Raw genomic sequence first — 26,800 nt, forward strand, 5'->3', positions numbered from 1 at the left:
AGACCCGGCATGACGAGAATGGTCACGGCGGGCGGCCTTGCGGAATCGCGCATAGTTTTCGCGGAAAGCAGCCAAACAATGCGCGCGCCGGTTGGTCACTGTTCATGGACAGGAGACTATTCATGAGCATTGTGGTTTTCGATCCGGATCGTGTCGAGGATGTCGACTTCAAGGATCGCATGCGCCATCCGGCGGCTGCGGATCCGGCCGGCGGCATGTGGCTTTCCGATACCGAGCCTTCCTTCATCGATGCCGATGCCCTGCGCAAGGGTCGCCTTGCCCGGCTGCGCCAATGGATGGCCGCGGCCGGCTATGGGGCGGTCGTGCTGTTCGACCCTTATAATCAGCGCTACGCCACCGGCTCGCGCAATATGTTCGGCTACTTCCTGCGCAACTCCACGCGCTATTTCTTCATCCCCACCGAGGGGCCGATCGTCCTGTTCGAATATCCGCAGAGCTACCATGTCTCGATGGTGCTCGACACGATCGACGAGGCCCGGCCTTCCAAGCTCGTGTGGTCATCGGTGTCGGGCCGGGACGACGAGACGGCCGGTCCCTTCGCCGACGAGATCACCGAACTCCTCAAGACCCATGGCGGCGGATCGATGAAGCTCGGCCTCGACCGCTGCAGCCATCTGCAGGCAGTGGCGCTGCAAAAGCGCGGCTGCGACGTCAGGGATTGCCAGGGCGAGATCCTGGCGGTGCGCGCCATCAAGACGCCGGAGGAGGTCAAGTGCCTTCAGGTTTCGATGGCCGGCGCCGAAGCGGCCGTTGCCTCGGTCCGGGAGGCGATCAAGCCGGGCGTTTCGGAAAACGAGCTCTTCGCCATCATGTATCACGAGGTGATCCGGCAGGGCGGCGAATTCATCGAGACACGCCTGCTGAGCTCGGGCCAGCGCACCAATCCCTGGTTCAACGAGGCGAGCGGGCGCAAGATCCGCCCGGGCGAATTGGTGGCCCTCGATACCGACACCATTGGCTGCTACGGCTATTATTCCGATTTCTCCCGCACATTCCGCTGTGGGCCGGGCAAGCCGACGACCTATCAGAAGATGCTGTACCGGATGTCCTACGACCAGGTGCAGCACAATATCGGCATCGTGAAGCCGGGCATGGCCTTCCGCGAGATTGCCGAGAAAGCCTGGAAGATCCCCGAGCGTTTCGTCGACCAGCGCTACACCTCGGTGATGCACGGCGTGGGCATGCATGGGGAAACGCCGTTCATCGCCCATTCGATGGATTACGAAACCTATGGCCGCGACGGCCATCTGGTGCCGGGCATGGTCGTTTCGGTGGAAAGCTATATCGGCGAGAAGGGCGGTCGCGAAGGGGTCAAGCTCGAAGACGAGGTCCTCATCACCGAGACCGGCACGGAATTGCTGTCGCGCTTCCCTTATGAGGACGAGTTCCTGGAAGGACAGATCTGACGTGAAACGGACGCTGCATATCGACCGCAACCGGATGGCCGCCATCTTCATCGATCTCCAGGAGGAGCATCGGGCCGATCCGCGCTATCTGGTCGAAGGCTATGCCGGCGTGCTGGCGGAGGCACGCCGTCTGCAGGATATGGCACGCCGACACGGCGTGCCGCTCTATCACGCCGCCTATGTCGTGGATCCGGCGAAGCCCGGCCGTCCCTTCCATCCCATGCAGGCCGACGGACGTTCGGCTTTCAGCGACAAGGACGATCCGCGCATCGCCATCTGCGCCGAAGTCGCGCCGGCCGCGGAGGAGGCAGTCATCTTCAAATCGGAGCCGAGCCTGTTCGGCGCCAGCTCGCCGGCGGAGGAATTGCGGCGCAACGGCATCGAATGGCTGGCCATCGCGGGGGTGTGGACCGAGGCCTGCGTCGATGCGACGGTCAAGGACGCGATAGCCCTCGGCTTCCACGTGCTCCTGGTCAAGGATGCCTGCGGCACGGCCAGCACGGCCATGCATCAGACTGCCATCCTCAACCTGGCAAATCGGCTCTATGGCGGTGCCGTGGTAGGCACCGACCAGGCATGCCGCCTGATCGCAGGCGAGCCAGTCGAGGCCTGGCAGGTCCGAGGCTCGGTGCCCCTGCGCTTTACCTATGAGGATGCCTCCGATCTCTATGCAGAACTTTGAGGAGCGTTTGCGGGTTCGAACGACGGCGACAAAACGAGGATTGCGGCACAGCGGCATGATGGAAATCCTGACCTTTATCTCCGATAATCTCCATGTGATCGGTGCCAGGGCACTCGAACACATTTCCATCGTCTTCGTGGCGGTGAGCATTGCCCTTGCCACGGCAGTGCCGATCGGCATTGCGATCACCCAGTCCAAAACTGCCGCCGACGCTGTGCTTTATCTCGCCTCGATCATGATCACCGTGCCGTCGATCGCTCTGTTCGGGCTGATGATCCCGCTGCTATCGCCCTTCGGTCACGGCATCGGCTATGTGCCCGCGGTGATCGCCGTGATCCTCTATTCGCAGCTGCCGATCATCCGCAACACCTATACCGCCATCGCCAATGTCGACCCGGCCTTGCGTGAGGCGGCTACAGGCATGGGCATGAGCATGGGCCAGCGGCTGCGCCAGGTCGAGATTCCGCTGGCCGTGCCTGTGATCATGGCGGGGGTGCGCACCGCCGTGGTGATGAATATCGGGGTGACCGCCATTGCAGCCTATATCGGCGCAGGCGGGCTCGGCACCTTCATCTCGCGCGGCATCAGCCAATCCGATCCCCGGCAGTTGATCACGGGCGCTCTGGCCGTGTCCCTCCTGGCGATCGCGGCAGACCTGTTCCTCGCTTTGGTGCAGTGGCTGCTGACTTCCAAGGGCATCAAGGGCGGAGCGAGCCGATGATCCGTCTCGAACATCTCACCAAGACTTTCGAAACGGCGGGCAAGCCCTTCGTCGCCGTCGACGACATCAATCTCGACCTGCCGGCGGGAGAGATCTGCGTGCTGCTGGGGCCGTCGGGCTGCGGCAAGACGACGACCATGAAGATGATCAACCGCCTGATCCAGCCGACCGGCGGCAAGGTCTATATCGACGGCAAGGATACCAGCGCGACCGATCCGATCCAGCTGCGCCGCTCGATCGGCTATGTCATCCAGCAGATCGGGCTGTTTCCCAACAAGACTATCTGCGAGAACATCTGCGTGGTGCCCGATCTGCTGGGCTGGGACCGCAGGAAGTCGCGCTCGCGGGCGGCCGAACTGCTCGAACTGGTGGGCATGCAGCCGGACCTGTTCCTCAGCCGATATCCGCGCGAATTGTCCGGCGGCCAGCAGCAGCGCGTTGGCGTGCTGCGCGCACTCGCCGCCGATCCGCCGGTCATGCTGATGGACGAGCCCTTCGGCGCCATCGACCCGATCAACCGCGAGGTGATCCAGGACGAGTTCCTGAAGATGCAGCGGGCGATCCGCAAGACCATCATCTTCGTCTCGCACGACCTCGACGAGGCGGTGAAGATGGCGGACAAGATCGCCATTTTCCGCAGTGGGCGCCTGGAACAATATGCCAGCCCCGACGCGCTGCTGGCCAGGCCGGCCAATGCCTTCATCGAGAATTTCCTCGGTTCCGACCGGGCCCTCAAGCGTCTGCGCCTGGTGACGGCCGGGGAGGCGATGACCGCTCAGTTCGATACGGTGGGACGCCAGGATCCGATCGCTCTGGCCCTTGAGAAAATGCAGGCCTCCGGCCAGCACGCCATCATCATGGTCTCCGCCGATGGCCGACCGGAGGGCCTGGTGGCGCTCGACCATGCCAGGACTGCGACGGGGATGGTCGGTGACCACGCGCGCCCGATCGAGACCACGGCCGCGCTCAATTCGGATCTGCGCAATGCGGTGGCCTCCATGTTTGCGCAGGACATGCCCGTTTTGCCCTGCGTGGACGAGGCGGGGCAGCTCAAGGGCGTTTTGACCTATCGCTCGATCGTCGCCAGCCTCAGCCATGCCGGAGGAGCCGGATGAGCGGACCAGCGGCGGCAATAGCGACCAGGCAGAACAGGCGGCGCTCGCAGTTTTGGGTGCCGCTTGGCATGTGGGCGGTGCTGCTTGCGGTTTGCCTGTGGCTGTGGCTCAGCGGCATGGCGGGCGAGATCCTCGCCTACTGGGACGACATCACCTATCTGAGCCTGCAGCATATCGAACTGGTCGCCTGGGCGGGCGGGCTCGCCATCCTCACCGCCGTTCCCGTGGGTATCCTGCTGTCGCGGCCGGCCCTCAGACGTTTTTCCGAATTCGCGATGCAGATCTTCAATCTGGGCAGCACCATCCCGACGCTCGCCATCCTCGCCTTGTCGATGACCTGGCTCGGCATCGGCATACTGCCATCCGTGTTCGGGCTGTGGGCGGCGACATTGCTGCCGATCGTGCGCAATACCTATGCAGGGCTGCGCGCGGTTCAGCCCCATCTCCTGGAAGCCGCGCGCGGTATGGGCATGACACCGCTGCAGACCTTGTGGCGGGTGGAATTGCCCAATGCACTGTTCGTCATCTTCGGCGGCATCCGCACCGCTCTGGCGATCTGCGTCGGCTCGGCCCCGCTCGCCTTCCTGATCGGGGCCGGCAGCCTTGGCGAACTGATCTTCACCGGCATCGCCCTCGACGAACTGCCGATGATGCTCGCCGGCGCCATCCCCACCGCGATCCTGGCTGTCATGACCGATTTCCTGGTGGGCCGGCTGCAATATTACCTCGTCCCGCGAGGCATCAATCCGCTGCGCTGAACAGCGGCAACAAGCAACAGAGGGAAAGACGATGACAATGCTTACGGAACTGGGCAAGTGCGTGTTTTCGGGGGTGTTTTCGGCGATCGTTCTGGCCACGACCGGCAGCGCGGCCCCGGCGGCCAATCTCACGGTCGGCGGGAAGGATTTCACCGAGCAGCAGATCATCGCCGAGATGACGACGCAGCTTTTGACCAGCAAGGGCTACACGATCGACAAGAAGAACGGCATGGGCACCAAGATCGTCCGCGCCGCCCTGGAGAATGGCGAAGTCGATCTCTACTGGGAATATACCGGCACTTCCCTCGTCACCTTCAACAAGGTGACGGACAAGCTCTCGCCGCAGGCGACCTATGATCGGGTCAAGCAACTCGATGGCGAGAAGGGACTGGTCTGGCTGGCGCCGTCCAAGGCCAACAACACCTATGCCATGGTGGTACGCAAGGACAATCCGAAGACCGACGCCTTGAAAACGGTCTCCGACATGGCGGCCGCCTACAAGGCCGGAACGGCGCTGATGATGGGCACCACGGCCGAGTTTCCCAAGCGCCAGGACGGCTTGCTCGGCCTGCAGAAGACCTATGACTTCGAGGCCGGCCGGGCCAACGTCAAGCCGATGGATCTCGGCCTTGCCTACAGGGCTTTGGCCAACAAGGATCTCGACGTCATCTCCGCCCAGGCGACAGACGGCCAGATCGCGGCGCTGGGGCTGCGCGTGCTCGCCGACGACAAGGGTTTCTTTCCCAACTATGCCCTCACGCCGGTGGTGCGCAAGACCGTGCTCGACGCCCATCCCGACCTGAAGCCGACCCTCGAGGCGCTTTCGGCCAAGCTGGACGATGCCACCATGCAGAAGCTGAACGGCGAGGTCGATGTCGACAAGAAGACGGTCGAAGTCGTCGCAGCCGATTTCCTCAAGCAGAACGGCTTGAAGTGAGCTGCCCTGTCGTCCTCACTCACAAGCAAGGCTCGTGAGGATACCACGGCCTTCGGCCGTGCCGGGGATGACGGTCACTTGCTGATGGAGCCAAAGGAACCAGACCATGATCAGCATTCTGCGCAAGCGCGCGATCGCCGCCTTGTGCGTCGCGGCCTCCTTCGTGTTGTCCACGACCGCCTTTGCCGCCACGCTCACCGTCGGCGGCAAGGATTTCACCGAGCAGTTCCTGCTCGCCGAAATGACCAGGCAGCTCTTGGAAAGCAAGGGTTATACCGTCAACAAGAAAGACGGCATGGGCACCAACATCGTGCGATCAGCCCTGGAGAACGGGCAGGTCGATCTCTATTGGGAATATACGGGCACCTCGCTGGTGACCTTCAACAAGGTGACGGAGCCGCTGTCGCCACAGGAAACCTATGCCAGGGTGAAGACGCTCGATGGGGCCAAGGGGCTGGTATGGCTGGCGCCGTCCAAGGCCAACAACACCTATGCGCTGGCGATCCGGCCTGATAATGCCAAGACGGACGGCCTCGTCACCTTCTCTGATCTCGCCGCCGCCTATAAGGATGGCAAGCCGGTCCTGCTTGGGGCCACGGCGGAGTTTCCCAAACGCGAGGACGGCCTGATCGGCCTGGAGAAAAAATACGGCTTCAAGGCGGGGCGTGCCAATCTTCGGCCGATGGAGATCGGGCTGGTCTACAATGCCCTCGCCAGCGGCGATATCGACGTCGCCACGGTCGGCGCCACCGATGGGCGCATCGCCGCCATGAAGCTGACCCTGCTCAAGGACGACAAGGGCTTCTTCCCGAACTACGCGCTCGCCCCAGTCGTCAGGCAGGCCACGCTCGAGGCGCATCCGGACCTGAAAGACACGCTCGAAGCGCTATCGGCCAAGCTGGACGACGCCACCATGCAGGCTCTGAATGGCGAGGTCGACGTCCACAAGAAGGCGATCGAGGATGTCGCCAAGGCCTATCTCAAGCAGGCGGGGTTGCTTTAATTCTGATGGCTCTTGGACTTGAACGATGAATGACTGTCATTGCGATGCCAATCCTGCGGATCGATTGAGTTCCCAATGACAGCCGGATTATTGCTGAAAATCGAATTTTTTCTGCTTGCGGTACCCGATGATGACGCCTGACTACACCCGCCTCATAGATGCCGAAACCTGGGATTTCATCAACCGGACGAACAGCTTCTATCCGCCTGAAGCCGTCGACTGGTCGATCGAACGCAACCGGGAAGTCTACGACCGGATGGCCCAGGCCTTTCATGCCGGCCGGCCGCCCGGCATCGCCGTCGAAACCACGGCTGTGGAGACACCGAGCCATGCCATTCCGATCCGGATCTATTCGGCGGAGGGAGGCAATGGTCGTGCGACGATCCTCTATTTTCACGGTGGCGGTTTCGTCCTCGGCGGTCTCGACAGCCATGACGACGTCTGCGCCGAGTTCTGCGCGACGACCGGATTGACGGTCGTCTCGGTCGACTATCGCCTGGCTCCGGAACATAAGGGAACGGCAGCGCTGGAGGATGCCATTGCCGCCTATGGCTGGGTGACGGCCGGCCTCGGGCACCCGGTTGTGCTGGCGGGTGACTCCGCCGGTGGCAATCTGGCCGCCTGCCTGGCGGATCATGAGGGGAAAGAGGGGCGGCGGCCGATCGGGCAGGTGCTGATCTATCCCCTGCTGGGAGCCGATTTCGACAAGGGTTCCTATCTGACCCATGCCCACGCACCGCTGCTGACGACCCGCGACGTCATCTATTATCGCGGCATGCGTACCGGCGGCATCGATTGCAGCGCCGATCCGCGCTTCACGCCGCTGGCGGGCTCTAGCTTCGGGCATCTGCCCCCGACCTACGTCTTCACGGCCCAATGTGATCCGCTTTCCTCCGATGGCGAGATCTATTGCAACCGGTTGCGTGCCGAGGGCGTCCCCGCCTCCTGGCATGAGGAGGAAGGCCTGCCGCACAGTTTCCTGCGAGCCCGCAACACGGCATTGCGCGCGAGGGCCGCGATGGAGCGCATAACCCGGGCTCTCTCGACGCTTGCTGCCGAAGGACGAGGATAAGCCCCGTATCGGCAACGCCACCCGCATCGATATCAGGAAGGAACGAGCAATATGGTCAAGGTCTCGCAGGTGCGCGTCAGGCCGCTGGTGCTGCCCCTCAAGCAGCCCTATCACTGGTCCTACGGCATCAGGGAGAATTTCGCCGTCAATCTGATCGAGATCGAGGCCGACAATGGCATGGTCGGCATTGGCGAATGCACGGTGGCGCCGGATCAGGCGGGAACGGCGGCGATCCTCAGGCGGCTGGCGAGCCATCTGGTCGGGCAGTTCCCCTATGACGTCGCGCCCTTGATAGCGCGCATCTTCCACCAGGAATATCTCGGTCACGGCGCCAATATCATGCGCGCCGCCAACCAGATGTTCTCGGGTGTAGATATGGCGATGTGGGACCTGCAAGGCAAACTTGCGGGACTGCCGGTGCATCGGCTCCTGGGTGGGGCCCATAGCAAGGCCGTCGGCTATTTCTATTTCCTGCAGGGAGAGACTGCCGAGGAGCTGGCGCGGGACGCTGCCGCGGGCCGCCAACGTGGGGAGCGCGTCTTCTATCTGAAGGTCGGCCGAGGCGAGAAGCTCGACCTGGAAATTACCGCGGCGGTGCGCCGGGAGATTGGCGATGCGCGCCTGCGGCTCGATGCCAATGAAGGCTGGGGCGTGCACGAGGCGATCAACATGTGCCGCAAGCTCGAGAGGTTCGAGATCGAGTTCATCGAGCAGCCGACGGCAAGCTGGAGCATTCCGGCGATGGCGCATGTGCGCGCAGCCGTCGGCATTCCGATCGTCGCCGACCAGGCGGCCTTCACGCTTTACGATGTCTATGAGATCTGCCGCCAGCGCGCCGCCGACATGATCTGTATCGGGCCACGCGAGATCGGCGGCATCCAGCCGATGCTGAAGGCGGCGGCGGTCGCCGAGGCGGCAGGTCTGAAGATCTGCATCCACAGTTCCTTCACCACCGGCATCACCACCTGTGCCGAGCATCATATCGCGCTCGCCATCCCCAATCTCGATGACGGCAACCAGATCATGTGGCAACTGGTGCAAAAGGATATCGTGACCTCGCCCGACCTCGATCCGAAGCAGGGCTGGATCGAGGCCCTCCAGCGCCCGGGCCTTGGCTTCGAGCTCGACAGGGACTTGGTCGGGGAGGGCGAGAGGCGATTTGCGCAGGCGGCGTGAAGCAGGCAGGTCGCATCTCAATAGGTCGCGCGACCGCCGCTGAGGTCGAAGGTGAAGCCCGTGGTGAAGCTGCAGGCTGGTGAGACGATCCAGGCGATCATCTCGGCGGCTTCGGAGAGTTCGCCGCAGCGCGCCATCGGGATCTTGGCGGTCATGTAGTCGATCGTTGCCTGGGGCAGGGCCTCCACCAGCGGCGTGCGGATGACGGCGGGCGCGAGCGCGTTCACGGTGATGCCGGCCGTGGCATAGTCCTTCCCCATCGACTTCACCAGGCCGATCAGTCCGGCCTTGGTCGCCGAATAGGCGGTCATGCCGGCATTGCCGTCCTTGCCGGCAATCGATGCGACGTGGAGAATGCGGCCATAGGCCTTTGGCAGCATCCGCCGCAGGGCCGCCTGCGAAATGATCAGGGCACCGCGCAAATTGACGGCATGCACCCGGTCGAAATCGGCCAGGTCCACCTCATGCGCCTTGATGTTGGTGGTGCCGGTGATGCCGGCGCAATTGACCAGGGCCTCCAAAGTGGGCAGGTGCTGGTCGAGCCTGGCGAAGATTTCTTCCACGCCGGCGGGATCGTTGACGTCGAGGCGGGCCGCCAGTGACTTGCCGCCGCTGGCGGTGATTTCGGCTGCCAGCTTTGCGGCGCCTGCCTCGTCGATGTCGAGACAGGCCACCGTCGCACCGAGCGCGGCGAGATGGCGGGCCGCGGCAGCCCCCAGCCCGCTCGCGGCACCGGTGATTGCGACGTGGTAATCGGGCCTGAAGCTGGTCGACATGTCCATTCCTTGTCAAATGGGATAGCCAAAGTGTGCAGCGCTTTCACCGCAACGGCTGGATCGCAAAAATACTTCTAAAACAATGAGTTATAGAAATAAAACGTTTCTCTGTGAACGAATTTCTATTTAACTCATTGTTGTTGCATAATTTTCTGAACATGGCGCCGATTTTTCGGTACGATGTTCAAACTGTCGCCGGGTGGCTCAGGGGGCGTCGCGTTCGAGCACCGCGTGCAGGAAGCGCCGCAGCCTTTCGTTGCGCGGTGCGCCGAAGATCTGCGCAGGTGGACCCTGCTCGATGATCACACCGCCATCCATGAAGATGACCCGATCTGCGACGTCGCGGGCAAAGCCCATTTCATGGGTGACGATCAGCATGGTCATGCCCTGCCGGGCGAGGTCGCGGATCACCGCCAGCACCTCGCCGACCAGTTCCGGATCGAGCGCCGACGTTGCCTCGTCGAGGAGCAGCAGGCGTGGTTCCATCGCCAGGCAGCGAGCAATGGCAACCCGCTGCTTCTGCCCTCCCGACAGTTGCGAGGGATAGGCGTCGGCCTTGTCGGCGAGACCCACCCTGGCCAGCAGCGCCTTTGCCTGCGAGATCGCGGTCTCACGCGGCAATTTGCGGACATGAACCGGCGCTTCGATGACGTTGCCGAGCGCTGTCATGTGCGGAAACAAATTGAAGTGCTGGAACACCATGCCCATGCGCATGCGCAAGGCATTGACGTCGGAGGCCGGCGTGAATTCTCGGCCCTCGAAGGTCATTCGTCCACCAGTCGGCTGTTCCAGCCGGTTGAGGCAGCGCAGCAGCGTGCTCTTGCCCGAACCGCTCGGCCCGATGATGGCGATGCTTTCGCCTTCGGCGACCGATAGGTCGATGCCGCGCAGCACCTCATGGCTGCCGAAGGCCATGCGCAGGCCCTGAAGCGTCAGGATCTCGGTCATCGGGGGGCCTTTCGCCGTTCGAGCGCTTTGGCCAGCTGCGACAGCGGCAGGCAGATCGCGACATAGATGACGCCGGCCATGACGTAGATTTCCAGGCTGCGGAAGGATTGGCTGGCCGCGTCATAGGAGCGGTACATGATCTCAGGCACGGCGATCGTCAGCGCCAGCGAGGTATCCTTGATCATGGCGATGACGAAATTTGTGAACGGCGGCAGGATCAGTACGGCGGCCTGGGGCAGGATGATGCGCCGCATGGCGAGCGGCGTGGGCATGCCGAGGCTGCGCGCGGCTTCGTACTGGCCGCGATCGACCGCTTCGATGCCGGCCCTGAACACCTCGGCCGCATAGGCGCCGCCGATCAGGCCGAGGGTGAGCGCCGCCGCGGCGAAGGGACCCAGGCGGATATCGAAGCTGGTCAGGCCGAAATAGATGATGAAGAGCTGCAGCAGGGCCGGCGTGGCCCGGACGAGTTCGATATAGATGCCTGCAATGACCTTCAGCCAGCGCATCGGGCTCATACGCGCCAAAGCGAGAGCCAGGCCGAGAATGATGCTGCCGACCAGGGACAACACGGTCAGTTCGAGGGTCACCACCGCGCCGCGCAGGATATAGGGAAAGTAGCGCTGGGCGAGGTCGAGAAAATCCGCCATGAGCGGGGGACTCCGGACAAAAGGTCAGTCGCCAAAGCATTTTCCAAAGAAGCCGGCAGACTTCTTGATCAAGAAAATGCATTGAAACAAGGAGGTGGAGAGCAAGGTTCGGTCCGAAGAAACCGCACTTTGATCCAGGGACAGGGAACACGACGCCATATGCAGATCGCGTCGCGTTCCCGTGGGCATCACTTCAGCACGCCGGTGATATAGGCTGGGTTGCTCAGGCCGTAATTTTCCATGATTTTCTTGTCCTCGCCGGCCGATTGCAAGCGGCGGATCTCGGCATCGAAGGCCTCGACCAGAGTTTGCGTGCCCTTGCGCGCAAAGACGTAATGCGTCGCCGGCAGTTTTTCGCTGCCCAGATATTCGGGCGGGAGATATTCCACCACTTTGAAGTCATAGGATGGGTTTTTCTGGACGGCATAGTCGAAGGTATAGCCCCACCAGATCGCTGCATCGAGGCGGCCGGCCTTGAGATCGAGCAGCATGGGGTCGGCGGCATCGAACTTGCGGATGTCCTGGGCGCCGAAGCGCTTCTTCAATTCTTCCGCTTCCAGCTCCTGGGCCGAGCCGCGTACCGTGCCGATGACCTTGCCCTTGAGATCCTCCACCTTATCGATACCGCCTTCCTTGCGGGTGACGAGCACGTCGATGCCGTACCAGAAAGGCACCTTGTTGTAAGCCATCACCTTCTCGCGCTCGGCGGTGCGGTAGAGGCCGGCGATGACGTCGACGCGACCCGCCTCCAGGGCCGGTGCAAGGGCACCGTGGACGAGAACGACCGGATCGACCTCGACACCGATCGACTTGGCGATCGCCCTGGTGAAATCGGCATCGATGCCCTTCCATTCACCGCTGCCGATGTCGATCCAGGTCTCGGGCGGAATGCTGAAGGTGCCAACGCGCAGGAAGCCGCGCTTCTTGATCTGGGCGAGCAGATCCTCGGTCTCTGCACGGGCGATGGTTGGGGCGATAAGGCCTGCGCCAGCCATGCCCGCGAGAGCGGCGGCAAAATGGCGGCGGGTCATCCGAACGGTCATGTCTCTTTCCCTTCTGGTTCTGTCTGATGGCTTGATTGTTATGGCCGGGCCGCACTTCTGCGCGGCCTGGAAGGCTTGATGCTCCGGAGCAGGAACGCTCCCTGGCGATTCCGCCAAATCGCAAGACGCTTAGAGTTTGCCGAGGGCGTCCGCGAAGCGGCGGATTGCCGCCAGGCCGAAGGGCGTGCACACCGTCGAGGGCAAAGCCGGTTTGCCGGCGTCCGCGTTGAGGCGCAAGGCAGCGACCTGTTTGCCGTAAGTCACCAGATGGTCGATGCTCTCCTCTAGGAAGACGATGAGCGGCAAAACTTCGCGATAGAGCCTTTCTGCTTCTTCCGCGTGACCGGCCCGCATGGCGTCATACACCTTGACGAAGACATCGAAGCTCTCGCCCCCCGGGATCACACCGGCAGCACCCGCGCGCAGTATATCGGGCAGCTCGAAGCCGCCGCGGCCGTTGAACACGTCGAACATGCCCTCGGTTTCTTCGACCAGTCGGGCGATTGCAACGGCACTGCCTTCGGTCTTGGCCAGGCGGAAATTGGCGTGGCGGCGGGCGAGTTCCCTGAGGCCGGCATTGGAGAGGCCGATGCCCAGATATTGCGGCGCATTCTGGATGCCGACGGGCAGGTCGACCTTGTCGATCACGGCGCTGAAGAAGGCGAGAAGCTCGGACTCGTCGATCGGCGAGACGGGCGGAGGCTGCAGCACCAGCCAGTTGGCGCCGCGCTCCTTGGCCAGCCTGGCGAACTCGACCTGACCGGTGACATTGTTCTCGGCCACGGTAACGCTGAGCGGTACGCGCCCGGCATTCGCCTCGCTGACCCAATCGAGAAGCTGCAGCCGACTGGCACGAGACAATTTGTTGACCTCGGAGGCGAGGCCGAGGACGGCCAGGCCGTGGACACCATGGCGGATCATCGCTTCGACCGAAGCCTTCACGGGGGCTTCGATCAGTCCACCCTCAGCGTCGAAATAGGCATAGATCATCGGGTAGACCCCATGAAAGCCGGTATGGGTTTTGGGCAAAGCACGCTCCTTGTTTATCGTTAAACAAGGCCAATATACGAGTCTGAATGGCTTGGCAAGGCCGGGTACGGGTGCCTTCGGGAAAGGGCGGGGTGATGGCGAGAAGACTGCCGGCGCGCTACGCCTTGCTTTTCAGCAGCCGGTCAAAGGCCGAGGGCGACTTTTCGGCCGTCGAAAAAGGCATAGGGTGCCTGGCGGGGCGCGGCGCAATCGCCGATCTCGACATAGGGAACGCCTTGGGCCGCAAGGTCCGTGGCGAGCCAGTTTGCCGGGATATTGGTCATGGCCAGCACCAGGCTGTCGGCTGCAAGGAACGATCTTTCGCCGCTGTTGTGGTCGATGATCGTGGCGCCCCGGCCGTGCCACTCGGCAATGCTGACCTCGACCTGCCAGGTAACGCCGAGCTTCTTGAGTGTCCGGCGCAAGGGAACATCGGCGGTGGTGCGCTGCAATTCCTTGCCGACAAAGGCATCCGGCGTGAGGATGGTGACCTCGTGGCCTTCTTCCGCCAGCTTCCAGGCCGTTCCGCATCCGCGCCAGCCGCCGCCTTCGTCGAGCAGCAGCACGCGCTTGCCGAGACGGGCCTGGCGGCTCATGACGGCCTCGATCGAAAAGACATTGCCCTTGTCGATGCCGGGCAGCGTTTCGACCGCCGGAATGGCTTTCTGAAAGCCGGTGTCGGGCGGAAGGGAGCCTGTGGCCAGGATGACGACATCCGGAGCCACCGCCGTCACGTCCTCGGCCTCCATGTAGCAGTTCAAGCGGACATCGACGCCGCGCTTAAGCAACTGGCGCTCATACCAGGCGAGAAGATCGAGGATCTGGGCACGGCGGGGCTGCAGGCCGGCCAGCAGGAAATTGCCGCCCAGCCGGCTGGCGGCCTCGGCCAGCGTCACCTTGTGCCCGCGTTCGGCGGCGACGCGAGCGGCCTCCAGGCCTGCCGGGCCGCCACCCACCACGAGGACGTGCTTTGCTGCAGCCGCCGGCTCGAAACGATCGCCGCCCCACATGAACTCACGCCCGACGGAAGGGTTGATCAGACAGCTGATCCAATAGTCGCGCGAGCGGCGTCCCCAGCACATCTGGTTGCAGGAAATGCAGCCCCTGATGTCGTCGGCCCGGTCTTCGCTGGCCTTTCTGGCCAGATGCGGGTCGGCGATCTGGCCGCGCACGATGGAAACAAGATCTGCAGAGCCTTCGCTCAGGACAGTCTCAGCATTTTCGGGCGTGCGGATATGGCTTTCGGCAATGACGAGTGCATGCGTCGTGACGGCCTTGATCCTGGCAGCCAGATCAGCGCCGAGTTTTTCCGGATAGAGAAAGGTCGGCATCAGCTTGTGAAAGTCGAGATAGCCGCCGGAACCGCAGGTGACATAGTCGATCAGGCCCTGCCGGTCGTGAAGGCTCACGATTTCGGCCAGTTCGTCGCGGCTGAGCGCAACGCTGTAGTCGGGCTCGTCGCTGATGGCCAATCCGATGATGAAGTCCTCACCGCATGACTTGCGAATGCGGCTAAGGATTTCCTTCGACAGGCGCGTGCGGTTCTCCAGCGTGCCACCCCATTGGTCCTCGCGGCGATTGGTCCAGGGCGTCCAGAACTGGTCGACCAGGCCGAGATAGGCGGCCCAGACCTCCACGCCGTCGAAACCGGCGGCCCGGCATCGGCGTGCAGCCTCCACGAAGCCGTCTATCGTCTCCTGGATCTCGGCCTCGCTCATCGCATGGGAACCGTCGCTGTCGTGGTAGCTCGGCAGCCCGGAGGGAGACCAGTGCGGATGGAATGAATTGTCGGAATCGCCATGGGCGCCGATGTGATAGAGCTGCTGGATGGCGACGGCGCCGTTGTCCTTGATGGCGCTGACGACTTTCCGGAAGGCGGGAATGACGCTGTCGTCACAAACGCGAAAATTGCCGCGTGTGAGAATGGCGGCGGGGTGGACCGGCATCGGCTCCACCACGATCATGCCGGCGCCGCCCTTGGCGCGCTCGGCATAATAGGCAGCATGGCGCTCCGTCGGCAGCCCGTTCACCGCCATGTTCGCGGTGTGGGCGCCGAAAACGATCCTGTTCCTGAGCTCGTGCTTGCCGATTGCGATAGATGAGAACAAGCGGGGAAACTGCTTCGACACCATGGCCATCCGATGGATTGGGAGGGGCGATCGAGGGACACGGGCTTTTGCCTGTGTCCCTTGGATGCATAGCTTTGGTGCTGGTCGTCAGTGCGAGGGCACGACGGCGGCCGCGAGCTGCCTGAGATTTACCACGCCGATGGGCTTGCCCGCCGGGTCGAGGACGGCGACGTCGTCATGCGGCTGGTGGGCGAGCAGCCGGATGGCGCCCTCCAGGGTGGAGCCCGACAAGACCGTCATGCCCTTCGTCTCATAGCCCTCGACGAGGGGTGACATGATCGCATCCACCTGGATGACGCGTCCGCGGTTCACTTCCTTGACGAAGTTCTCGATGTAGTCGTCGGCGGGATTGAGCACGATGTCCTGGCTGGTACCCTGCTGGATCACCTCGCCATCGCGCAGGATGGCGATGCGGTCACCCAGCCGCAACGCCTCGTCGAGATCGTGCGTGATGAACACGATCGTCTTCTTGATCTCCTGCTGCAGATCGAGAAGCACGGATTGCATGTCCATGCGGATGAGGGGATCGAGCGCGGAAAAGGCTTCGTCCATCAGCAGGATCGGGGCGTCGTTGGTGAGCGCGCGGGCGAGGCCGACGCGTTGCTGCATGCCGCCTGAGAGCTGGTTCGGGTAGCGGCTTTCAAACCCGCCGAGACCGACCCGTTCGATCCAGCGCATCGCCTCCTCGACCTGCCGGGCGCGCGGCACACCCTGAATTTCGAGGCCGTAGACAGTATTCTCCAGAATGGTGCGATGCGGCAGCAGCGCGAATTTCTGGAAGACCATCGCCGTCTTGTGGCGGCGGAACTCGCGCAACTCGCGCTGGTTCATCTTCACGACGTCCTCGCCGCCCACCAATACTTCGCCGTCGGTCGGATCGACCAGGCGGTTGATGTGCCGGATGAGGGTCGATTTGCCCGAGCCGGACAGGCCCATGATCACCTGGATGCCACCGACCGGCATGCTGATGTTGATGTTGCGCAGGCCGAGGACGTGGCGATGCCGCTCGTTGAGCTCGGCCTTGGTCGCTCCCTGCCGGACAAGCTCTACCATCGCCTTGGCATTCGGGCCGAAGATCTTTGAAAGGTTGCGGATTTCGATGCCGTACTGCTTCGTACCCTCAACCATGGACCGTCTCCCGATGCTTCTGGAGGCGGCGGCCATAGGCCTGGCTGACCCGGTCGAAGATGACGGCGATGCCGACGATCGCCAGCCCGTTGAAGATGCCGAGGGTGAAATACTGGTTGGCGATGGCCTTCAGCACGGGCTGGCCGAGCCCCTGGACGCCGATCATCGAGGCGACGACGACCATGGCGAGCGCCATCATGATCGTCTGGTTGATGCCGGCCATGATAGTGGGCAAGGCGAGGGGGAGCTGGACGTTCTTGAGCTTCTGCCAGCCGGAGGATCCGAAGGCATCGGCCGCCTCGAGGACATCCTTGTCGACCAGGCGGATGCCGAGATTGGTTAGGCGGATGATGGGTGGAATGGCGTAGATGACCACGGCGATAAGGCCGGGCACGCGGCCGATGCCCAGCAGCATGACCACGGGGATGAGATAGACGAAGCTCGGCATGGTCTGCATGACGTCGAGCAGCGGATTGAGCGTCTTCTGGAGGCGGTCATTGAGCGCCATTAGAATTCCGATGGGAATGCCGATCACGATGGAAAGCACCGTCGCCACGAAGATCATCGAGATCGTGCGCATGGTGTCATCCCACATGCCGAAATAGCCGATCGCCAGCAAGGTGAGGAGGCAGGCGACCACCACCTTCCAGCTGCGGCTGGCGAACCAGGCGATGGCCAGGATGATCAAAGTGATGATCGGCCAAGGCGTCTGCGTCATGAAGCGCTCGGCCTGCATCAGGAAATACTGAAGCGGCGAGAAGAAGCTCTCGATGGCATCGCCATAGGTGCGGGTGAACGTGCGAAACCCCTCGTCGATCGCCTTCTTCAAGTCGCGAAGGCTGTCATCGTTCATATGGGGAAACTTGTAGAACCATTCCATCGATAACCCCTCTTCGCCGCGACGGCGCCCCTGTTGTTTTTGCTATGGGCGTCACGAAAGCGGCGCGCCGGACGCGCGCCGCCTTTTTGCTATCAGAGCGCGGCCTTGATCTTGTCCGCGGCGGCCGGCGACACCCACTGGGTCCAGATGTCGGGATTTTCCTTCAGGAAGTGCCTGGCGCCGTCCTCGCCATTGGCCTGGTTGTCGGTCATCCAGGCCATCACCTTGTTGACGGTGTCGTTGTGCCAGGCGCGCTTCTTCAGGTAGTCCATGACATCGGGAGCGACACGTTCGGAGAACTTCTTGGCGACCAGCGTATAGACCTTGTCGGGAACCCAGGAATTGGGCTTGGGATCGGCACAATCGGCTACGGTGTTGCAGCGCTTCCACTCCGCCTCGTCGCGCGGATAGCCGGGGTCGAGGCGCACCATCTCATATTTGCCGAGCAAGGCGGTCGGGGCCCAGTAATAGCCAAGCCAGCCCTTCTTGCGTTCGTAAGCCTTGGCGATCGAGCCATCGAGGCCGGCCGCCGAACCGGTATCGACCAGCCTGAAATTGGACTTCTCGGCATTGATGGCCTTGTAGAGCTGCGCGGTCACCACGGTGCCGCCCCAGCCTTGCGGACCGTTGTAGATGGCGCCCTTGCTGGAGTCCTCGGGATCGGGGAAGAGCTCGGGATGCTTGAGGGCGTCGCCGATCGTCTTGATGTCGGGATGGGCATCGGCGAGATATTTGGGAATCCACCAGCCCTGCACGCCGCCATCGGGCAGGGAGGTCGCTGCCGTCACCAGCTTGCCATCGTCCATGCCGCGCTTGACCACGTCAGGCAGCAGATCGATCCAGGCTTCCGGCGCGATGTCGGGCTGGCCCTTCTCGGCCATGGAGGTGATCGTCGGCACCGTGTCACCCACCGTGATCTCGGCGGTGCAGCCATAGCCGTTGTTGAGGATGAACTTGTCGATGTTGGACAGCACTTCGGCGCTCTGCCAGTTCATGCTGGCAATGGATACCGAGCCGCATTCGGCCGCCTGAGCCAGCGACATCGGCCCGACCAGGCCGAGAGCAAGGCAGCTCGTCAACAATAGTTTCTTCACGGTCATTTCCCTCTGCTTCAGGCGGCTTTGTCAGGCTGTCGGTGCGCCGCCGTCACCGTGCCCCTTGCAGCTAGGCTGGCAGGCCCATGCTGATGGATTTCTGGAATGCCGCAGCGAGGCCAGCCCCGACAGCCTGGTCGAAGCCGCCCGCCTTCATCGCCTCGATGGCGGCGGCTGTCGTACCTCGGTAATCGAGAAAGACCTCGACGGTGCTCTCTGGGTCATCGCCGTTCTTTTCGAACAGCCGTCCCGTGCCGACGAGAAGAGCGGTCACCGCCTGGCGGGCCACTGCGGCTTCGATGCCGTGGGCGGTGGCATGGCGCATCATCGCCGTCGCCAGCAGCGCCGGAAAGGCAGGGCCTGAGCCTGCAAGACCGGTCAGGTAGTCCAACTCGCGCTCGCTCCCAAGTTCGGCGCTCCTGCCGCACGCCTCGAAAATCCGGCCGACGAGGCGGCGCTCCTCGGCTGATACCGCCGGGGACGCGATCCAGGGCGTGAAGGATGCCCGCACTTCGGCTGCCGCGTTGGGCAGCGAACGCACCGCGCGCTCAGAACCGAGGCCCGAGATTAGCTGTTCCAGGCAAATACCGGCCATGACGGAGATGATAAGTTTACCCGCAGCCTTGACGTTCAGCGCCGGCCAGTCCGCCGGGCGCACGCTGACGATGATGAGATCGACGCTGTCGGCGAGATCCTGATTGTCCCGGGTCCAGCGCGCAGTGGGAAAGCGCGCGGGTTCCCCACTGCGCAGGGAGAGGACCAGATGCTCGGGCGATGTCAGGCCGGCGTCCAGCAGGGCCTGGACGATGGCGCCGCCGAGCCAGCCATTTGCACCGATCACACCGATTTTCAGGGGCCTGCTCATCGTGAACCGCTCATGTGGTCAGCCGGAAACCATGCCTGGCAATGAAACGACCACAAACTCCCCTATCGGAAAGCGTCGCCGCTCATGGACGAAACCCATGCTGCCATAGCCACGCGTTTAGAAGCAATAAAAATGTACACCATTGTCAAAAAACATGACTAGGCCGTTAGAGGTCGATTGACACCAGTGTACATTCTGCCTAGCCTTTTGAGGCACATGCAACGCTGGATCCCGAGCCATGTCGAACGACCCCCTCCTGCAGCCCTTTCAGCTCAAGCATCTCAAGCTGCGCAACCGCATCATCGTGACCTCTCATGAGCCGGCCTATCCCGAGGACGGCATGCCGAAGGAACGCTATCGGGCCTATCACGTGGAGCGGGCGAAGGGCGGGGTTGCCATGACCATGACGGCGGGGTCCGCTGCCATTTCAAAGGACAGCCCGCCGGTCTTCAACAATCTGCTCGCCTACAAGGACGAGATCGTGCCCTGGCTCAAGGACCTGACCGACGCGGTTCACGAGCACGGCGCGGCTGTCATGATCCAGCTCACGCATCTCGGCCGCCGCACGCGCTGGGACAAGGGCGACTGGCTGCCTGTCGTGGCGCCTTCCCATCAGAGGGAAGCCTCGCATCGCGCCTTTCCCAAGAAGCTGGAAGACTGGGACATCGAGCGGATCATCAAGGACTTTGCCGATGCGGCCGAGCGCATGAAGGCCGGCGGCATGGACGGCATCGAGCTGGAAGCCTATGGCCATCTCATCGACCAGTTCTGGTCGCCGCTCACCAACGAGCTGGAAGGCCCCTATGGCGGTTCGCTGGAAAATCGCCTGCGCTTCGGCTTCGACGTGCTGAAGGCCATCCGCGAGCGCGTCGGCCCCGACTTCATCGTCGGCGTGCGCTATACTGCCGACGAACAGCTCGAGGGCGGTACGACCAAGGAAGAGGGCCTGGAGATTTCACGCCGCCTCAAGGAGAGCGGCCTGATCGATTTTCTCAACGTCATCCGCGGCCATATCGACACCGATGCCGGGCTGACCGACGTCATCCCGATCCAGGGCATGGCCAATTCGCCCCATCTGGACTTCGCCGGCGAGATCCGCGCAGCGACGCAATTCCCGACCTTCCATGCCGCGAAGATTCCGGATGTCGCCACGGCACGCCACGCCATCGCCGCCGGCAAGGTCGACATGATCGGGATGACGCGCGCCCACATGACGGACCCGCATTTGGTGCGCAAGATCATCGAAAAGCGCGAGGACGACATCCGGCCCTGCGTGGGCGCCAATTACTGCCTCGACCGCATCTATCAGGGCGGGGCCGCCTATTGCATCCACAATCCGGCCACCGGCCGCGAGCTGACCATGCCGCATGCCCTGCAACAAGCCAAGGTCCGCAAGACCGTGGTCGTCATCGGCGCAGGCCCGGCAGGCCTGGAGGCGGCACGCGTCGCCGGCGAGCGGGGGCATCGGGTCGTTGTCTTCGAGGCGGCAGGCAAGCCGGGCGGGCAGGTCAGGCTCACCGCCCAAAGCCCGCGGCGCAAGGAAATGATCAGCATCATCGAATGGCGCATGAGCCAGTGCGAGAAGCTGGGCGTGACCTTCCATTTCGATAGCTGGGCGGACGCCGACAGGATCGAAGCCGAGAATCCGGACGTGATTGTTGTCGCCACGGGCGGGCTGCCGCACACCGAGGTGCTGTCCAAGGGCAACGACCTCGTCGTCTCGGCCTGGGACATCATCTCCGGCGACGTCAAGCCCGGCTCCAACGTGCTCATCTTCGACGATGCCGGCGATCACGCTGGATTGCAGGCGGCGGAGATGCTGGCGCAGGCCGGGGCGAAGGTGGAGATCATGACGCCCGACCGTTCCTTCGCGCCGGAAGTCATGGCAATGAACCTCGTGCCCTATATGCGCAGCTTGCAGAAGCTGGATGTCGCCTTCACCGTCACCTACCGCCTCCATGCCGTCGAAAAATCCGGGAACCTGCTGGTTGCCCATATCGGCAGCGACTATGGCGGCATTGTCAGGCAGCGCAGCTTTGATCAGATCGTCGTCAATCACGGAACGATTCCGCTCGACGATCTCTATTTCGAATTGAAGCCGTCCTCGAGCAATCTCGGCGAGATGTCTTATGATCAACTGATCGTCGGGGAACCCCAATCCGTGGTTCGCAACGAGAACGGCAGGTTTCAGCTGTTCCGCATCGGGGACGCGGTTGCGGCTCGCAATACCCATGCGGCCATCTATGATGCCCTTAGGCTGGCCAAGGATCTTTGAGCTCGGTGCCACGACTTTCGATGCTTGCCGGACTGGGAGAGGCTTTCAATGACACAGCGCAGCGCGGCTCTTCAGCACTTCGTCGAGGCGGCCAAGGCAGCTTTCGGCCAATTCGCACAGGAATCGCATGCGCGCAGGTCCATCGGCGATATCTTTGCAGCGCTGGAAGAACCGGGCAGGGCACGGTCCGGCCCCGGCGGGCGTCTGCCGGTTTGCGAACAGCTCGATGTTGCCCTTGGTGTCGAAACGGGCCACCCCACGCTCGACAAGCTGCTGCAGCGTTTCAGGGAGGTCGAGCCCAACCTCCAATGGCGCCGGCGTCCGAACAATGACAGCACCGCCAGCGGCAATTTCGACGACAGCCACGCCAATGCGATGCTTCTGGGCCCCGGAGGCCTGGAGGAGCGTAGCGATGTCTGGCTCGGCGTATCGCTGATGGCGCCGAAGGTGCGCTATCCCGACCATGACCATGCTCCCGAAGAGGTCTATCTGGTGCTGTCCGACGGCGAGTTCCGCCAGGGGGAGGGAGACTGGTTTTCGCCGGGTATCGGCGGCTCGTTCTACAACAGGCCCGGCATCCGGCATGCAATGCGCTCGCTCGCAACGCCGCTATTCGCCTTCTGGGCGCTCCGGGCCGATAGGGAGTCCTGAGGACTCTCCGGGTCGATCAGGCCTTGCAACAAGGCTCTCACTTGAAGCCATGCCTTGCATGGAAACGGTCGAGCTCACGCTGTTCCGGCCTTACGCCGGTGAAGATCTCGACATATTCGGGAATGCGCTTCATGCGAAGGGCAACGTCTTCCTGCGTCTGCATCGAGATATAACCGATCTGGGTGAGGTAGGTCGTCCTAGCCCGCACATCGGCTGTGATCGCGGTATAGCCAAAACGCGTGAACATTTGCGCAAGGGCGTCGAGGCGTATCTGGTCGGCAGTTTGCACTTCGGCGAGGATGTCCGGCGATTCGAGGGCCCAGCTCCGCACGGCGAATTCGAACTGGGCGTCGAACAGCGTCTTGTCGATCCAGCAATCGTTGACATTGAGCATCGCTTCCGCGATCGACTCGGCATAGGCCTGCGCTTGCTTGACGAGATTGCCGGTGTTCTTGTCGCGCCAGCGCTCGATCAGGGCGCCGAGGAGTTCCTCGCGGTCCTTGAAGAACCAATAGAAGCTGGTTCGCGACAGGCCGAGCTTCTTGGCCAAAGGCAGGATCTTGAGCGTGCTGACCCCGGATTCGAGCAGGAGTTCATAGGCCGCCTCCAGCCAGACCTCGGCCGAGCCCCGCCAGCCCGTTTCGCCCAAAACCTGCTCCATGACGCCCCCTCCATCAACGGCAAATCGGCGATCAGGCGAAATGCACATGAATGTCGAGCATAGCGTCAATTGTGTCTATTTAGTAGACATAATTGTACAGGCGTTCACGCGCCTTTCCGATCCATCGCAGCCCAGATGGTGCCTCAGCATGCCGGCGCGGTAAACCATGGCGACGACAAACGCGTTTGACCACCCTCCTGCTCATGGACGGGAGGGTGGTCAAACGCTTGATCGATGCGGGGTAGGACAAAGCCGCTGCGAATTGCCCCGAAGGCCAACGGATAGCGGATCCGATTCCGAGCAGTCAGTCGAAAGGGCCGCCCCTCGACATCATCCAGTCGAGAACGGCCGGGTCATGGATTGGAGCTATCTGTCGATCACCAGGTCGCTCAGCGGCTTGGAGCAGCAGGGCAGGAAGAAGCCCGCCTCGACCTCGCGTTGGCGGATGCCGCCATTGTGCTGCATGTCGACGCTGCCGCTGACGAGCCTGGATTTGCAGGTGCCGCATAGGCCATTGGCGCAGGACGAGGGAAGGCGAACGCCCGCCTTCTTGGCTGACGACAGCACCGTCTGCTCGCCGGCTACCTCGATGGTCCGCGACTGCTTGGCGAACTCGACCTTGAAGAGTCTCGCCTGCGGCGTGATATCGGCAGCCGGCTCCTCGACGCCGACACCGTCGAAGCTCTCCTCGTAGTAATTGTGGGCCGGGCTGCCCAATTCGGCGCTGAAGGAGCGGACGGCCTGCATGAAGGGCGCCGGGCCACAACACATGATGACACGCTCGGTGAGATCCGGGATGGCCAGCGACAGGAACGCCTTGGATATCCGCCCGGTCAATCCCGGCCAGGACGGTTCGCCGATGAGCTGCTCGGGAAGCAGGAGCAGCCGCAGGCCCTTCAACCGGTTCGCCAGCACGCAAAGCTCGTCGCGGAAGACGAGATCGCGCGGCGTCCTCGCCGCATGGACGAAGACCACGTCCGCGGCTTGCGCGGAATCGGCAATATCCCTGACGATGGACATCAGCGGGGTGATGCCCGAGCCGCCCGACAGCAGCGCGAGCTTGGCCGGCGCGGCTCCTGGCCGCACGAAAGCGCCAAGCGGCCCCAAGGCCTTGACCGTCATGCCGGGGACGAGATTGTCGTGCAGCCAGTTCGAGACGCGGCCGCCTTCCGTGCGCTTCACCGTGACGGTGATGGCCTTCCGCCTCGCCGGCGAGGAAGACATGCTGTAGCAGCGGCTTTCAAGCAGGCCGTCGATCTCCAGCTCAAGCGAGAGATGCTGGCCAGCCTCGAAATCGAAGGCCTTTCCCTCGGGCGACAGGAAGGTGAAGCTTTTCACGTCATGCGTTTCGTCATGGACATCGACGCAGAGGAGCAGGTCGAACGCTTCGGCGTGGGGAGCAATGGTCATGCCGGCACCTGCCTGCAGCGAGCCGTCAGTAGCCATTGGCGCGCATCCGATCGATGTACCAGCTGACGAAATTGTCGAGCTGGCCTTCGGTGAAGGGGGAATAGGGGCCGGGCTCATAGGCCGGATCCAGAACCCCCGAATAGGAACGCGCGACCAATTGCGCATCCTGCTCGTTGGTGGCGAGCCACACATTGGTGAGCTTGTCGAGATCGTAGTCGCGGCCCTCGACGGCGTCCTTGTGCACCAGCCATTTCGTGCGGACGAGGGTCTCGTCGGCGCTGAGCGGAATGATCAGGGTGCTCACGGCATGGTCGCCCATGAAATGATGCCAGCAATTATGGCCCCATAGATGGACGTCGCCGAGATCCTTGCGCGTCATCGAGCCAAGCAGCTTGGAGGAGGCGGCGGTGGCATCCGGCGTCTGGGACTCGCCGGCACCCGCGATGATCAGGCGCTGGGTGCGGAAATTGGTGGCGCAGTCGACGAGTTGCTCGACTGGTGCCGAGGGATGGCCTTCAGCCTCCCAGGCCTTGGTGCGTGCCTCGTAGAGAGCCTGGTGCTTCTCGGCTTCTTCCCGGTCCTCGGGGCTCAGGCTGGCCGGATCGAAGCCGAAATCGAGATCGATGAAGGAGACGCAGAGCTCGGGGTGATTGGACGAGCAGTGATAGCATTCCCGATTGTTCTCGATGGTCAGCTTCCAATTGCCCTTCTCGATGATCTCGCTTTGGAAGGCGACCTTGCTGTTCGCGATGTCGTAGGGCGCCAGGCGCTCCCGCATCACGGTCTCGAGCGTGCCGATGTCTTCGGGGGGATTGTCCGAAAGGCAGACATAGATGAGCCCGCCGATCGACCGGAAGTGAACGGGCTTGAGGCTCCTGCAGGTCTTGTCGAAGGTCGTCCCCATATGCGGGGCGTAGGCGAGTTCGCCCGTGAGCTCATAGGTCCACTGATGATAGGGGCAGACGAGCTTGGAGACGATCGAAGTGCCGCTGTCCAGCAGGCGGGCGCCGCGATGGCGGCAGACATTGTGAAGCACCCGGATCTGGCCGTCGTCGTCGCGCAGCAGAATGATGCTGGAGCTGCCGAGATCGATCACATGAGCATCGCCCGGCTCGGGGACGTCGCATTCCAGCCCGACAAAGATCCAGTGCCGGCGGAAGAACACCTCCAGATCCGCCTTGAAGACATCCTCGCGCGTGTAGAGGCCGGCGGGAAGGGCATGGCCCGCCATGCGCTGATCCAGCAGGGGCGAAATCGCAGACGAGAATGTATTGAGCATGAGTTTTCCTCACCAGATTTCCTCCCATATTGCGCGTTTGAAACCGCCCGCTCAACGGCACAAATGTTTGCATTTCCCATAACTCAATGTAATGCGTATCGGGTGACGCCACCGTCATCGCGGTGCATTCGGCGCGTTAGAATTCCCGAGGGCTGTAGGTCATGGCCAATCTGCGGCGAAAGCTTCCTCCGCTCACCGCTCTCACCGCCTTCGAGGCGGTGGCGCGCCTGGGCGGTTTCACCAGGGCGGCCGCGGAACTGGGCGTCACCCAGGCGGCGATCAGCCGCCAGATCCATCTCCTGGAGGACATGTTCGGCTTTCCCTTGTTCCGGCGCCTGCACAGGCGGGTCGAATTGACCGAGAAGGGCAAGCAGCTTTCGTCCACGACCTCGACGGCCTTCAATCTCATTGCGGAGACGATCTCGGACTGGTCGAAGGAAGAGGCCGAGGACGATCTTGCCATCGCGGCGACGATAGCCTTCTCCCATTTCTGGCTTCTTCCCCGCATTGCCTCCTTCTCGAAAGCCCACCCCAACATCAGGCTGCGCATCATCACGCAGGACAATGCCGTCAAGGTCGACGGCGAGGACGTGGATCTGGCCATCCGTTTCGGGAGCGGTTTTTGGCCTGACAGTGACGCCGAATTTCTCTTCCGCGACGAGATCTTTCCCATCTGCAGCACCGATTATGCGCAGGAGATCGGAGAGATCAGAGATCTCGCCCAGCTCACGCGCTATCCTCTGATCACCAACGATACTGCCGACCCCACCTGGACCAATTGGGCCGAGTGGCTTGCGGCGTTCTCCGTCGCGGCTCCCGGCAAAGCCTCGGGAATGCATTGCAGCTTCTATACCGAGGCGATCTATGCGGCCTTGAACGGTCACGGCATCGCGCTCGGCTGGCGCCGGCTGGTCGAGGATCTGCTGATCCAGAACCGGCTGGTCAGGCTCACGAATGAAGCCATCGTCACGCAAAGCGCCTATTTCTTCATCGCCCCGCGGCGCAAGGCACGGAAGAAGGCCGTCGATCTGTTCATAGACTGGCTCAAGCGGGAAGCCCGTCTTCTCGAACCCGCCTGATGGACCTTCGCG

General features: G+C 62.7%; 25 protein-coding genes. 12 read left to right on the forward strand and 13 right to left on the reverse strand.

Translation table 11 applies throughout. From position 1 onward, the window contains the following. Window positions 1-122: 122 nt before the first annotated feature. From AB4037_RS27775 to AB4037_RS27815, 9 genes are all read left to right on the forward strand, one after another. A complete protein-coding gene (locus tag AB4037_RS27775; RefSeq protein ID WP_434960961.1) occupies window positions 123-1,427 on the forward strand; it encodes a M24 family metallopeptidase in 1,305 nt (434 codons plus the stop codon). Between the two features lies 1 nt (window position 1,428). Then, a complete protein-coding gene (locus tag AB4037_RS27780; RefSeq protein ID WP_441773679.1) occupies window positions 1,429-2,109 on the forward strand; it encodes an isochorismatase family protein in 681 nt (226 codons plus the stop codon). Between the two features lie 58 nt (window positions 2,110-2,167). Beyond that, a complete protein-coding gene (locus AB4037_RS27785) occupies window positions 2,168-2,830 on the forward strand; it encodes an ABC transporter permease (RefSeq protein WP_434961360.1) in 663 nt (220 codons plus the stop codon). Continuing rightward, window positions 2,827-3,945 (forward strand): ABC transporter ATP-binding protein, encoded by a 1,119-nt coding sequence (locus AB4037_RS27790; RefSeq protein WP_441773680.1) that lies wholly within the window; start codon window positions 2,827-2,829, stop codon window positions 3,943-3,945. Before AB4037_RS27785 ends, AB4037_RS27790 begins: the two co-directional genes overlap by 4 nt. Beyond that, window positions 3,942-4,703, forward strand: coding sequence for an ABC transporter permease (locus tag AB4037_RS27795; RefSeq protein WP_441773681.1), 762 nt, complete (start codon window positions 3,942-3,944; stop codon window positions 4,701-4,703). The genes AB4037_RS27790 and AB4037_RS27795 overlap by 4 nt, the downstream gene beginning before the upstream one ends. Before the next feature lie 31 nt (window positions 4,704-4,734). After that, on the forward strand, window positions 4,735-5,640 hold the full coding sequence (locus AB4037_RS27800; RefSeq protein WP_441773682.1) for a glycine betaine ABC transporter substrate-binding protein: 906 nt from the start codon (window positions 4,735-4,737) through the stop codon (window positions 5,638-5,640). A 106-nt stretch (window positions 5,641-5,746) separates the two neighbouring features. Further along, window positions 5,747-6,643, forward strand: a complete 897-nt coding sequence (locus tag AB4037_RS27805) for a glycine betaine ABC transporter substrate-binding protein (RefSeq protein WP_441773683.1) — start codon at window positions 5,747-5,749, stop codon at window positions 6,641-6,643. A 130-nt stretch (window positions 6,644-6,773) separates the two neighbouring features. Beyond that, entirely contained in the window at window positions 6,774-7,715 is a 942-nt protein-coding gene (locus tag AB4037_RS27810) for an alpha/beta hydrolase (RefSeq protein ID WP_434961359.1), read from the forward strand. A gap of 51 nt (window positions 7,716-7,766) precedes the next feature. Next, window positions 7,767-8,891 carry a mandelate racemase/muconate lactonizing enzyme family protein gene (locus AB4037_RS27815; protein ID WP_441773684.1) on the forward strand — a complete coding sequence of 375 codons (1,125 nt, stop codon included), beginning with the start codon at window positions 7,767-7,769 and terminating at the stop codon, window positions 8,889-8,891. A gap of 17 nt (window positions 8,892-8,908) precedes the next feature. Here the strand turns inward: AB4037_RS27815 and AB4037_RS27820 are convergent, their stop codons facing one another. From AB4037_RS27820 to AB4037_RS27865, 10 genes are all read right to left on the reverse strand, one after another. Next, entirely contained in the window at window positions 8,909-9,667 is a 759-nt protein-coding gene (locus AB4037_RS27820; RefSeq protein WP_434960954.1) for an SDR family NAD(P)-dependent oxidoreductase, read from the reverse strand. A gap of 204 nt (window positions 9,668-9,871) precedes the next feature. Then, window positions 9,872-10,615, reverse strand: a complete 744-nt coding sequence (locus AB4037_RS27825; RefSeq protein WP_441773685.1) for an amino acid ABC transporter ATP-binding protein — start codon at window positions 10,613-10,615, stop codon at window positions 9,872-9,874. After that, a complete protein-coding gene (locus tag AB4037_RS27830; protein ID WP_434960952.1) occupies window positions 10,612-11,265 on the reverse strand; it encodes an amino acid ABC transporter permease in 654 nt (217 codons plus the stop codon). Before AB4037_RS27830 ends, AB4037_RS27825 begins: the two co-directional genes overlap by 4 nt. A gap of 188 nt (window positions 11,266-11,453) precedes the next feature. Beyond that, window positions 11,454-12,308 (reverse strand): substrate-binding periplasmic protein, encoded by an 855-nt coding sequence (locus AB4037_RS27835; protein ID WP_434960951.1) that lies wholly within the window; start codon window positions 12,306-12,308, stop codon window positions 11,454-11,456. A 129-nt stretch (window positions 12,309-12,437) separates the two neighbouring features. Beyond that, window positions 12,438-13,337: a dihydrodipicolinate synthase family protein gene (locus AB4037_RS27840; RefSeq protein WP_441773686.1), complete on the reverse strand. Its 900-nt coding sequence runs from the start codon at window positions 13,335-13,337 to the stop codon at window positions 12,438-12,440. Window positions 13,338-13,480: 143 nt separating this feature from the next. Next, window positions 13,481-15,466, reverse strand: a complete 1,986-nt coding sequence (locus tag AB4037_RS27845) for an oxidoreductase (protein WP_441773725.1) — start codon at window positions 15,464-15,466, stop codon at window positions 13,481-13,483. Between the two features lie 87 nt (window positions 15,467-15,553). Further along, on the reverse strand, window positions 15,554-16,594 hold the full coding sequence (locus AB4037_RS27850) for a quaternary amine ABC transporter ATP-binding protein (RefSeq protein ID WP_441773687.1): 1,041 nt from the start codon (window positions 16,592-16,594) through the stop codon (window positions 15,554-15,556). After that, window positions 16,587-17,474: an ABC transporter permease gene (locus AB4037_RS27855; RefSeq protein ID WP_434960947.1), complete on the reverse strand. Its 888-nt coding sequence runs from the start codon at window positions 17,472-17,474 to the stop codon at window positions 16,587-16,589. Before AB4037_RS27855 ends, AB4037_RS27850 begins: the two co-directional genes overlap by 8 nt. A gap of 92 nt (window positions 17,475-17,566) precedes the next feature. Beyond that, complete coding sequence (locus tag AB4037_RS27860) at window positions 17,567-18,568, reverse strand: ABC transporter substrate-binding protein (protein WP_441773688.1); 1,002 nt, start codon at window positions 18,566-18,568, stop codon at window positions 17,567-17,569. A gap of 70 nt (window positions 18,569-18,638) precedes the next feature. Further along, window positions 18,639-19,433 carry a pyrroline-5-carboxylate reductase family protein gene (locus AB4037_RS27865; protein WP_434960945.1) on the reverse strand — a complete coding sequence of 265 codons (795 nt, stop codon included), beginning with the start codon at window positions 19,431-19,433 and terminating at the stop codon, window positions 18,639-18,641. A 238-nt stretch (window positions 19,434-19,671) separates the two neighbouring features. On the opposite strand from AB4037_RS27865, the gene AB4037_RS27870 reads away from it, so the two are divergent. Together AB4037_RS27870 and AB4037_RS27875 are read left to right on the forward strand one after the other, a co-directional pair. Continuing rightward, window positions 19,672-21,708, forward strand: a complete 2,037-nt coding sequence (locus AB4037_RS27870) for an oxidoreductase (RefSeq protein WP_441773689.1) — start codon at window positions 19,672-19,674, stop codon at window positions 21,706-21,708. Window positions 21,709-21,756: 48 nt separating this feature from the next. Beyond that, on the forward strand, window positions 21,757-22,359 hold the full coding sequence (locus tag AB4037_RS27875) for a dimethylsulfoniopropionate lyase (protein ID WP_441773690.1): 603 nt from the start codon (window positions 21,757-21,759) through the stop codon (window positions 22,357-22,359). A gap of 37 nt (window positions 22,360-22,396) precedes the next feature. Here the strand turns inward: AB4037_RS27875 and AB4037_RS27880 are convergent, their stop codons facing one another. The 3 genes from AB4037_RS27880 to AB4037_RS27890 form a co-directional block, all read right to left on the reverse strand. Beyond that, window positions 22,397-23,020 carry a TetR/AcrR family transcriptional regulator gene (locus AB4037_RS27880; protein WP_441773691.1) on the reverse strand — a complete coding sequence of 208 codons (624 nt, stop codon included), beginning with the start codon at window positions 23,018-23,020 and terminating at the stop codon, window positions 22,397-22,399. A 366-nt stretch (window positions 23,021-23,386) separates the two neighbouring features. Then, a complete protein-coding gene (locus AB4037_RS27885; RefSeq protein WP_441773726.1) occupies window positions 23,387-24,430 on the reverse strand; it encodes an FAD-binding oxidoreductase in 1,044 nt (347 codons plus the stop codon). 25 nt (window positions 24,431-24,455) lie between these two features. Next, the gene (locus AB4037_RS27890; RefSeq protein ID WP_441773692.1) at window positions 24,456-25,709 is read right to left on the reverse strand and encodes an aromatic ring-hydroxylating oxygenase subunit alpha; all 1,254 of its coding nucleotides are present in this window, start codon (window positions 25,707-25,709) and stop codon (window positions 24,456-24,458) included. A gap of 161 nt (window positions 25,710-25,870) precedes the next feature. Here AB4037_RS27890 and AB4037_RS27895 point away from each other — a divergent pair, with 161 nt between their 5' ends. Next, a complete protein-coding gene (locus tag AB4037_RS27895) occupies window positions 25,871-26,788 on the forward strand; it encodes a LysR substrate-binding domain-containing protein (protein WP_441773693.1) in 918 nt (305 codons plus the stop codon). Window positions 26,789-26,800: the final 12 nt, after the last annotated feature.

This window comes from Labrys sp. KB_33_2 (assembly GCF_052114505.1).
GTDB lineage: Bacteria > Pseudomonadota > Alphaproteobacteria > Rhizobiales > Labraceae > Labrys.

Excerpts from the sequence above, each read along its gene's own strand:
- AB4037_RS27775 (WP_434960961.1), top strand. The coding sequence starts at position 123 with ATGAGCATTGTGGTTTTCGATCCGGATCGTGTCGAGGATGTCGACTTC.
- AB4037_RS27785 (WP_434961360.1), top strand. The coding sequence starts at position 2,168 with ATGGAAATCCTGACCTTTATCTCCGATAATCTCCATGTGATCGGTGCC.
- AB4037_RS27790 (WP_441773680.1), top strand. The coding sequence starts at position 2,827 with ATGATCCGTCTCGAACATCTCACCAAGACTTTCGAAACGGCGGGCAAG.
- AB4037_RS27795 (WP_441773681.1), top strand. The coding sequence starts at position 3,942 with ATGAGCGGACCAGCGGCGGCAATAGCGACCAGGCAGAACAGGCGGCGC.
- AB4037_RS27800 (WP_441773682.1), top strand. The coding sequence starts at position 4,735 with ATGACAATGCTTACGGAACTGGGCAAGTGCGTGTTTTCGGGGGTGTTT.
- AB4037_RS27805 (WP_441773683.1), top strand. The coding sequence starts at position 5,747 with ATGATCAGCATTCTGCGCAAGCGCGCGATCGCCGCCTTGTGCGTCGCG.
- AB4037_RS27810 (WP_434961359.1), top strand. The coding sequence starts at position 6,774 with ATGACGCCTGACTACACCCGCCTCATAGATGCCGAAACCTGGGATTTC.
- AB4037_RS27815 (WP_441773684.1), top strand. The coding sequence starts at position 7,767 with ATGGTCAAGGTCTCGCAGGTGCGCGTCAGGCCGCTGGTGCTGCCCCTC.
- AB4037_RS27820 (WP_434960954.1), bottom strand. The coding sequence starts at position 9,667 with ATGTCGACCAGCTTCAGGCCCGATTACCACGTCGCAATCACCGGTGCC.
- AB4037_RS27825 (WP_441773685.1), bottom strand. The coding sequence starts at position 10,615 with ATGACCGAGATCCTGACGCTTCAGGGCCTGCGCATGGCCTTCGGCAGC.
- AB4037_RS27830 (WP_434960952.1), bottom strand. The coding sequence starts at position 11,265 with ATGGCGGATTTTCTCGACCTCGCCCAGCGCTACTTTCCCTATATCCTG.
- AB4037_RS27835 (WP_434960951.1), bottom strand. The coding sequence starts at position 12,308 with ATGACCGTTCGGATGACCCGCCGCCATTTTGCCGCCGCTCTCGCGGGC.
- AB4037_RS27850 (WP_441773687.1), bottom strand. The coding sequence starts at position 16,594 with ATGGTTGAGGGTACGAAGCAGTACGGCATCGAAATCCGCAACCTTTCA.
- AB4037_RS27855 (WP_434960947.1), bottom strand. The coding sequence starts at position 17,474 with ATGGAATGGTTCTACAAGTTTCCCCATATGAACGATGACAGCCTTCGC.
- AB4037_RS27865 (WP_434960945.1), bottom strand. The coding sequence starts at position 19,433 with ATGAGCAGGCCCCTGAAAATCGGTGTGATCGGTGCAAATGGCTGGCTC.
- AB4037_RS27870 (WP_441773689.1), top strand. The coding sequence starts at position 19,672 with ATGTCGAACGACCCCCTCCTGCAGCCCTTTCAGCTCAAGCATCTCAAG.
- AB4037_RS27875 (WP_441773690.1), top strand. The coding sequence starts at position 21,757 with ATGACACAGCGCAGCGCGGCTCTTCAGCACTTCGTCGAGGCGGCCAAG.
- AB4037_RS27880 (WP_441773691.1), bottom strand. The coding sequence starts at position 23,020 with ATGGAGCAGGTTTTGGGCGAAACGGGCTGGCGGGGCTCGGCCGAGGTC.
- AB4037_RS27885 (WP_441773726.1), bottom strand. The coding sequence starts at position 24,430 with ATGACCATTGCTCCCCACGCCGAAGCGTTCGACCTGCTCCTCTGCGTC.
- AB4037_RS27890 (WP_441773692.1), bottom strand. The coding sequence starts at position 25,709 with ATGCTCAATACATTCTCGTCTGCGATTTCGCCCCTGCTGGATCAGCGC.
- AB4037_RS27895 (WP_441773693.1), top strand. The coding sequence starts at position 25,871 with ATGGCCAATCTGCGGCGAAAGCTTCCTCCGCTCACCGCTCTCACCGCC.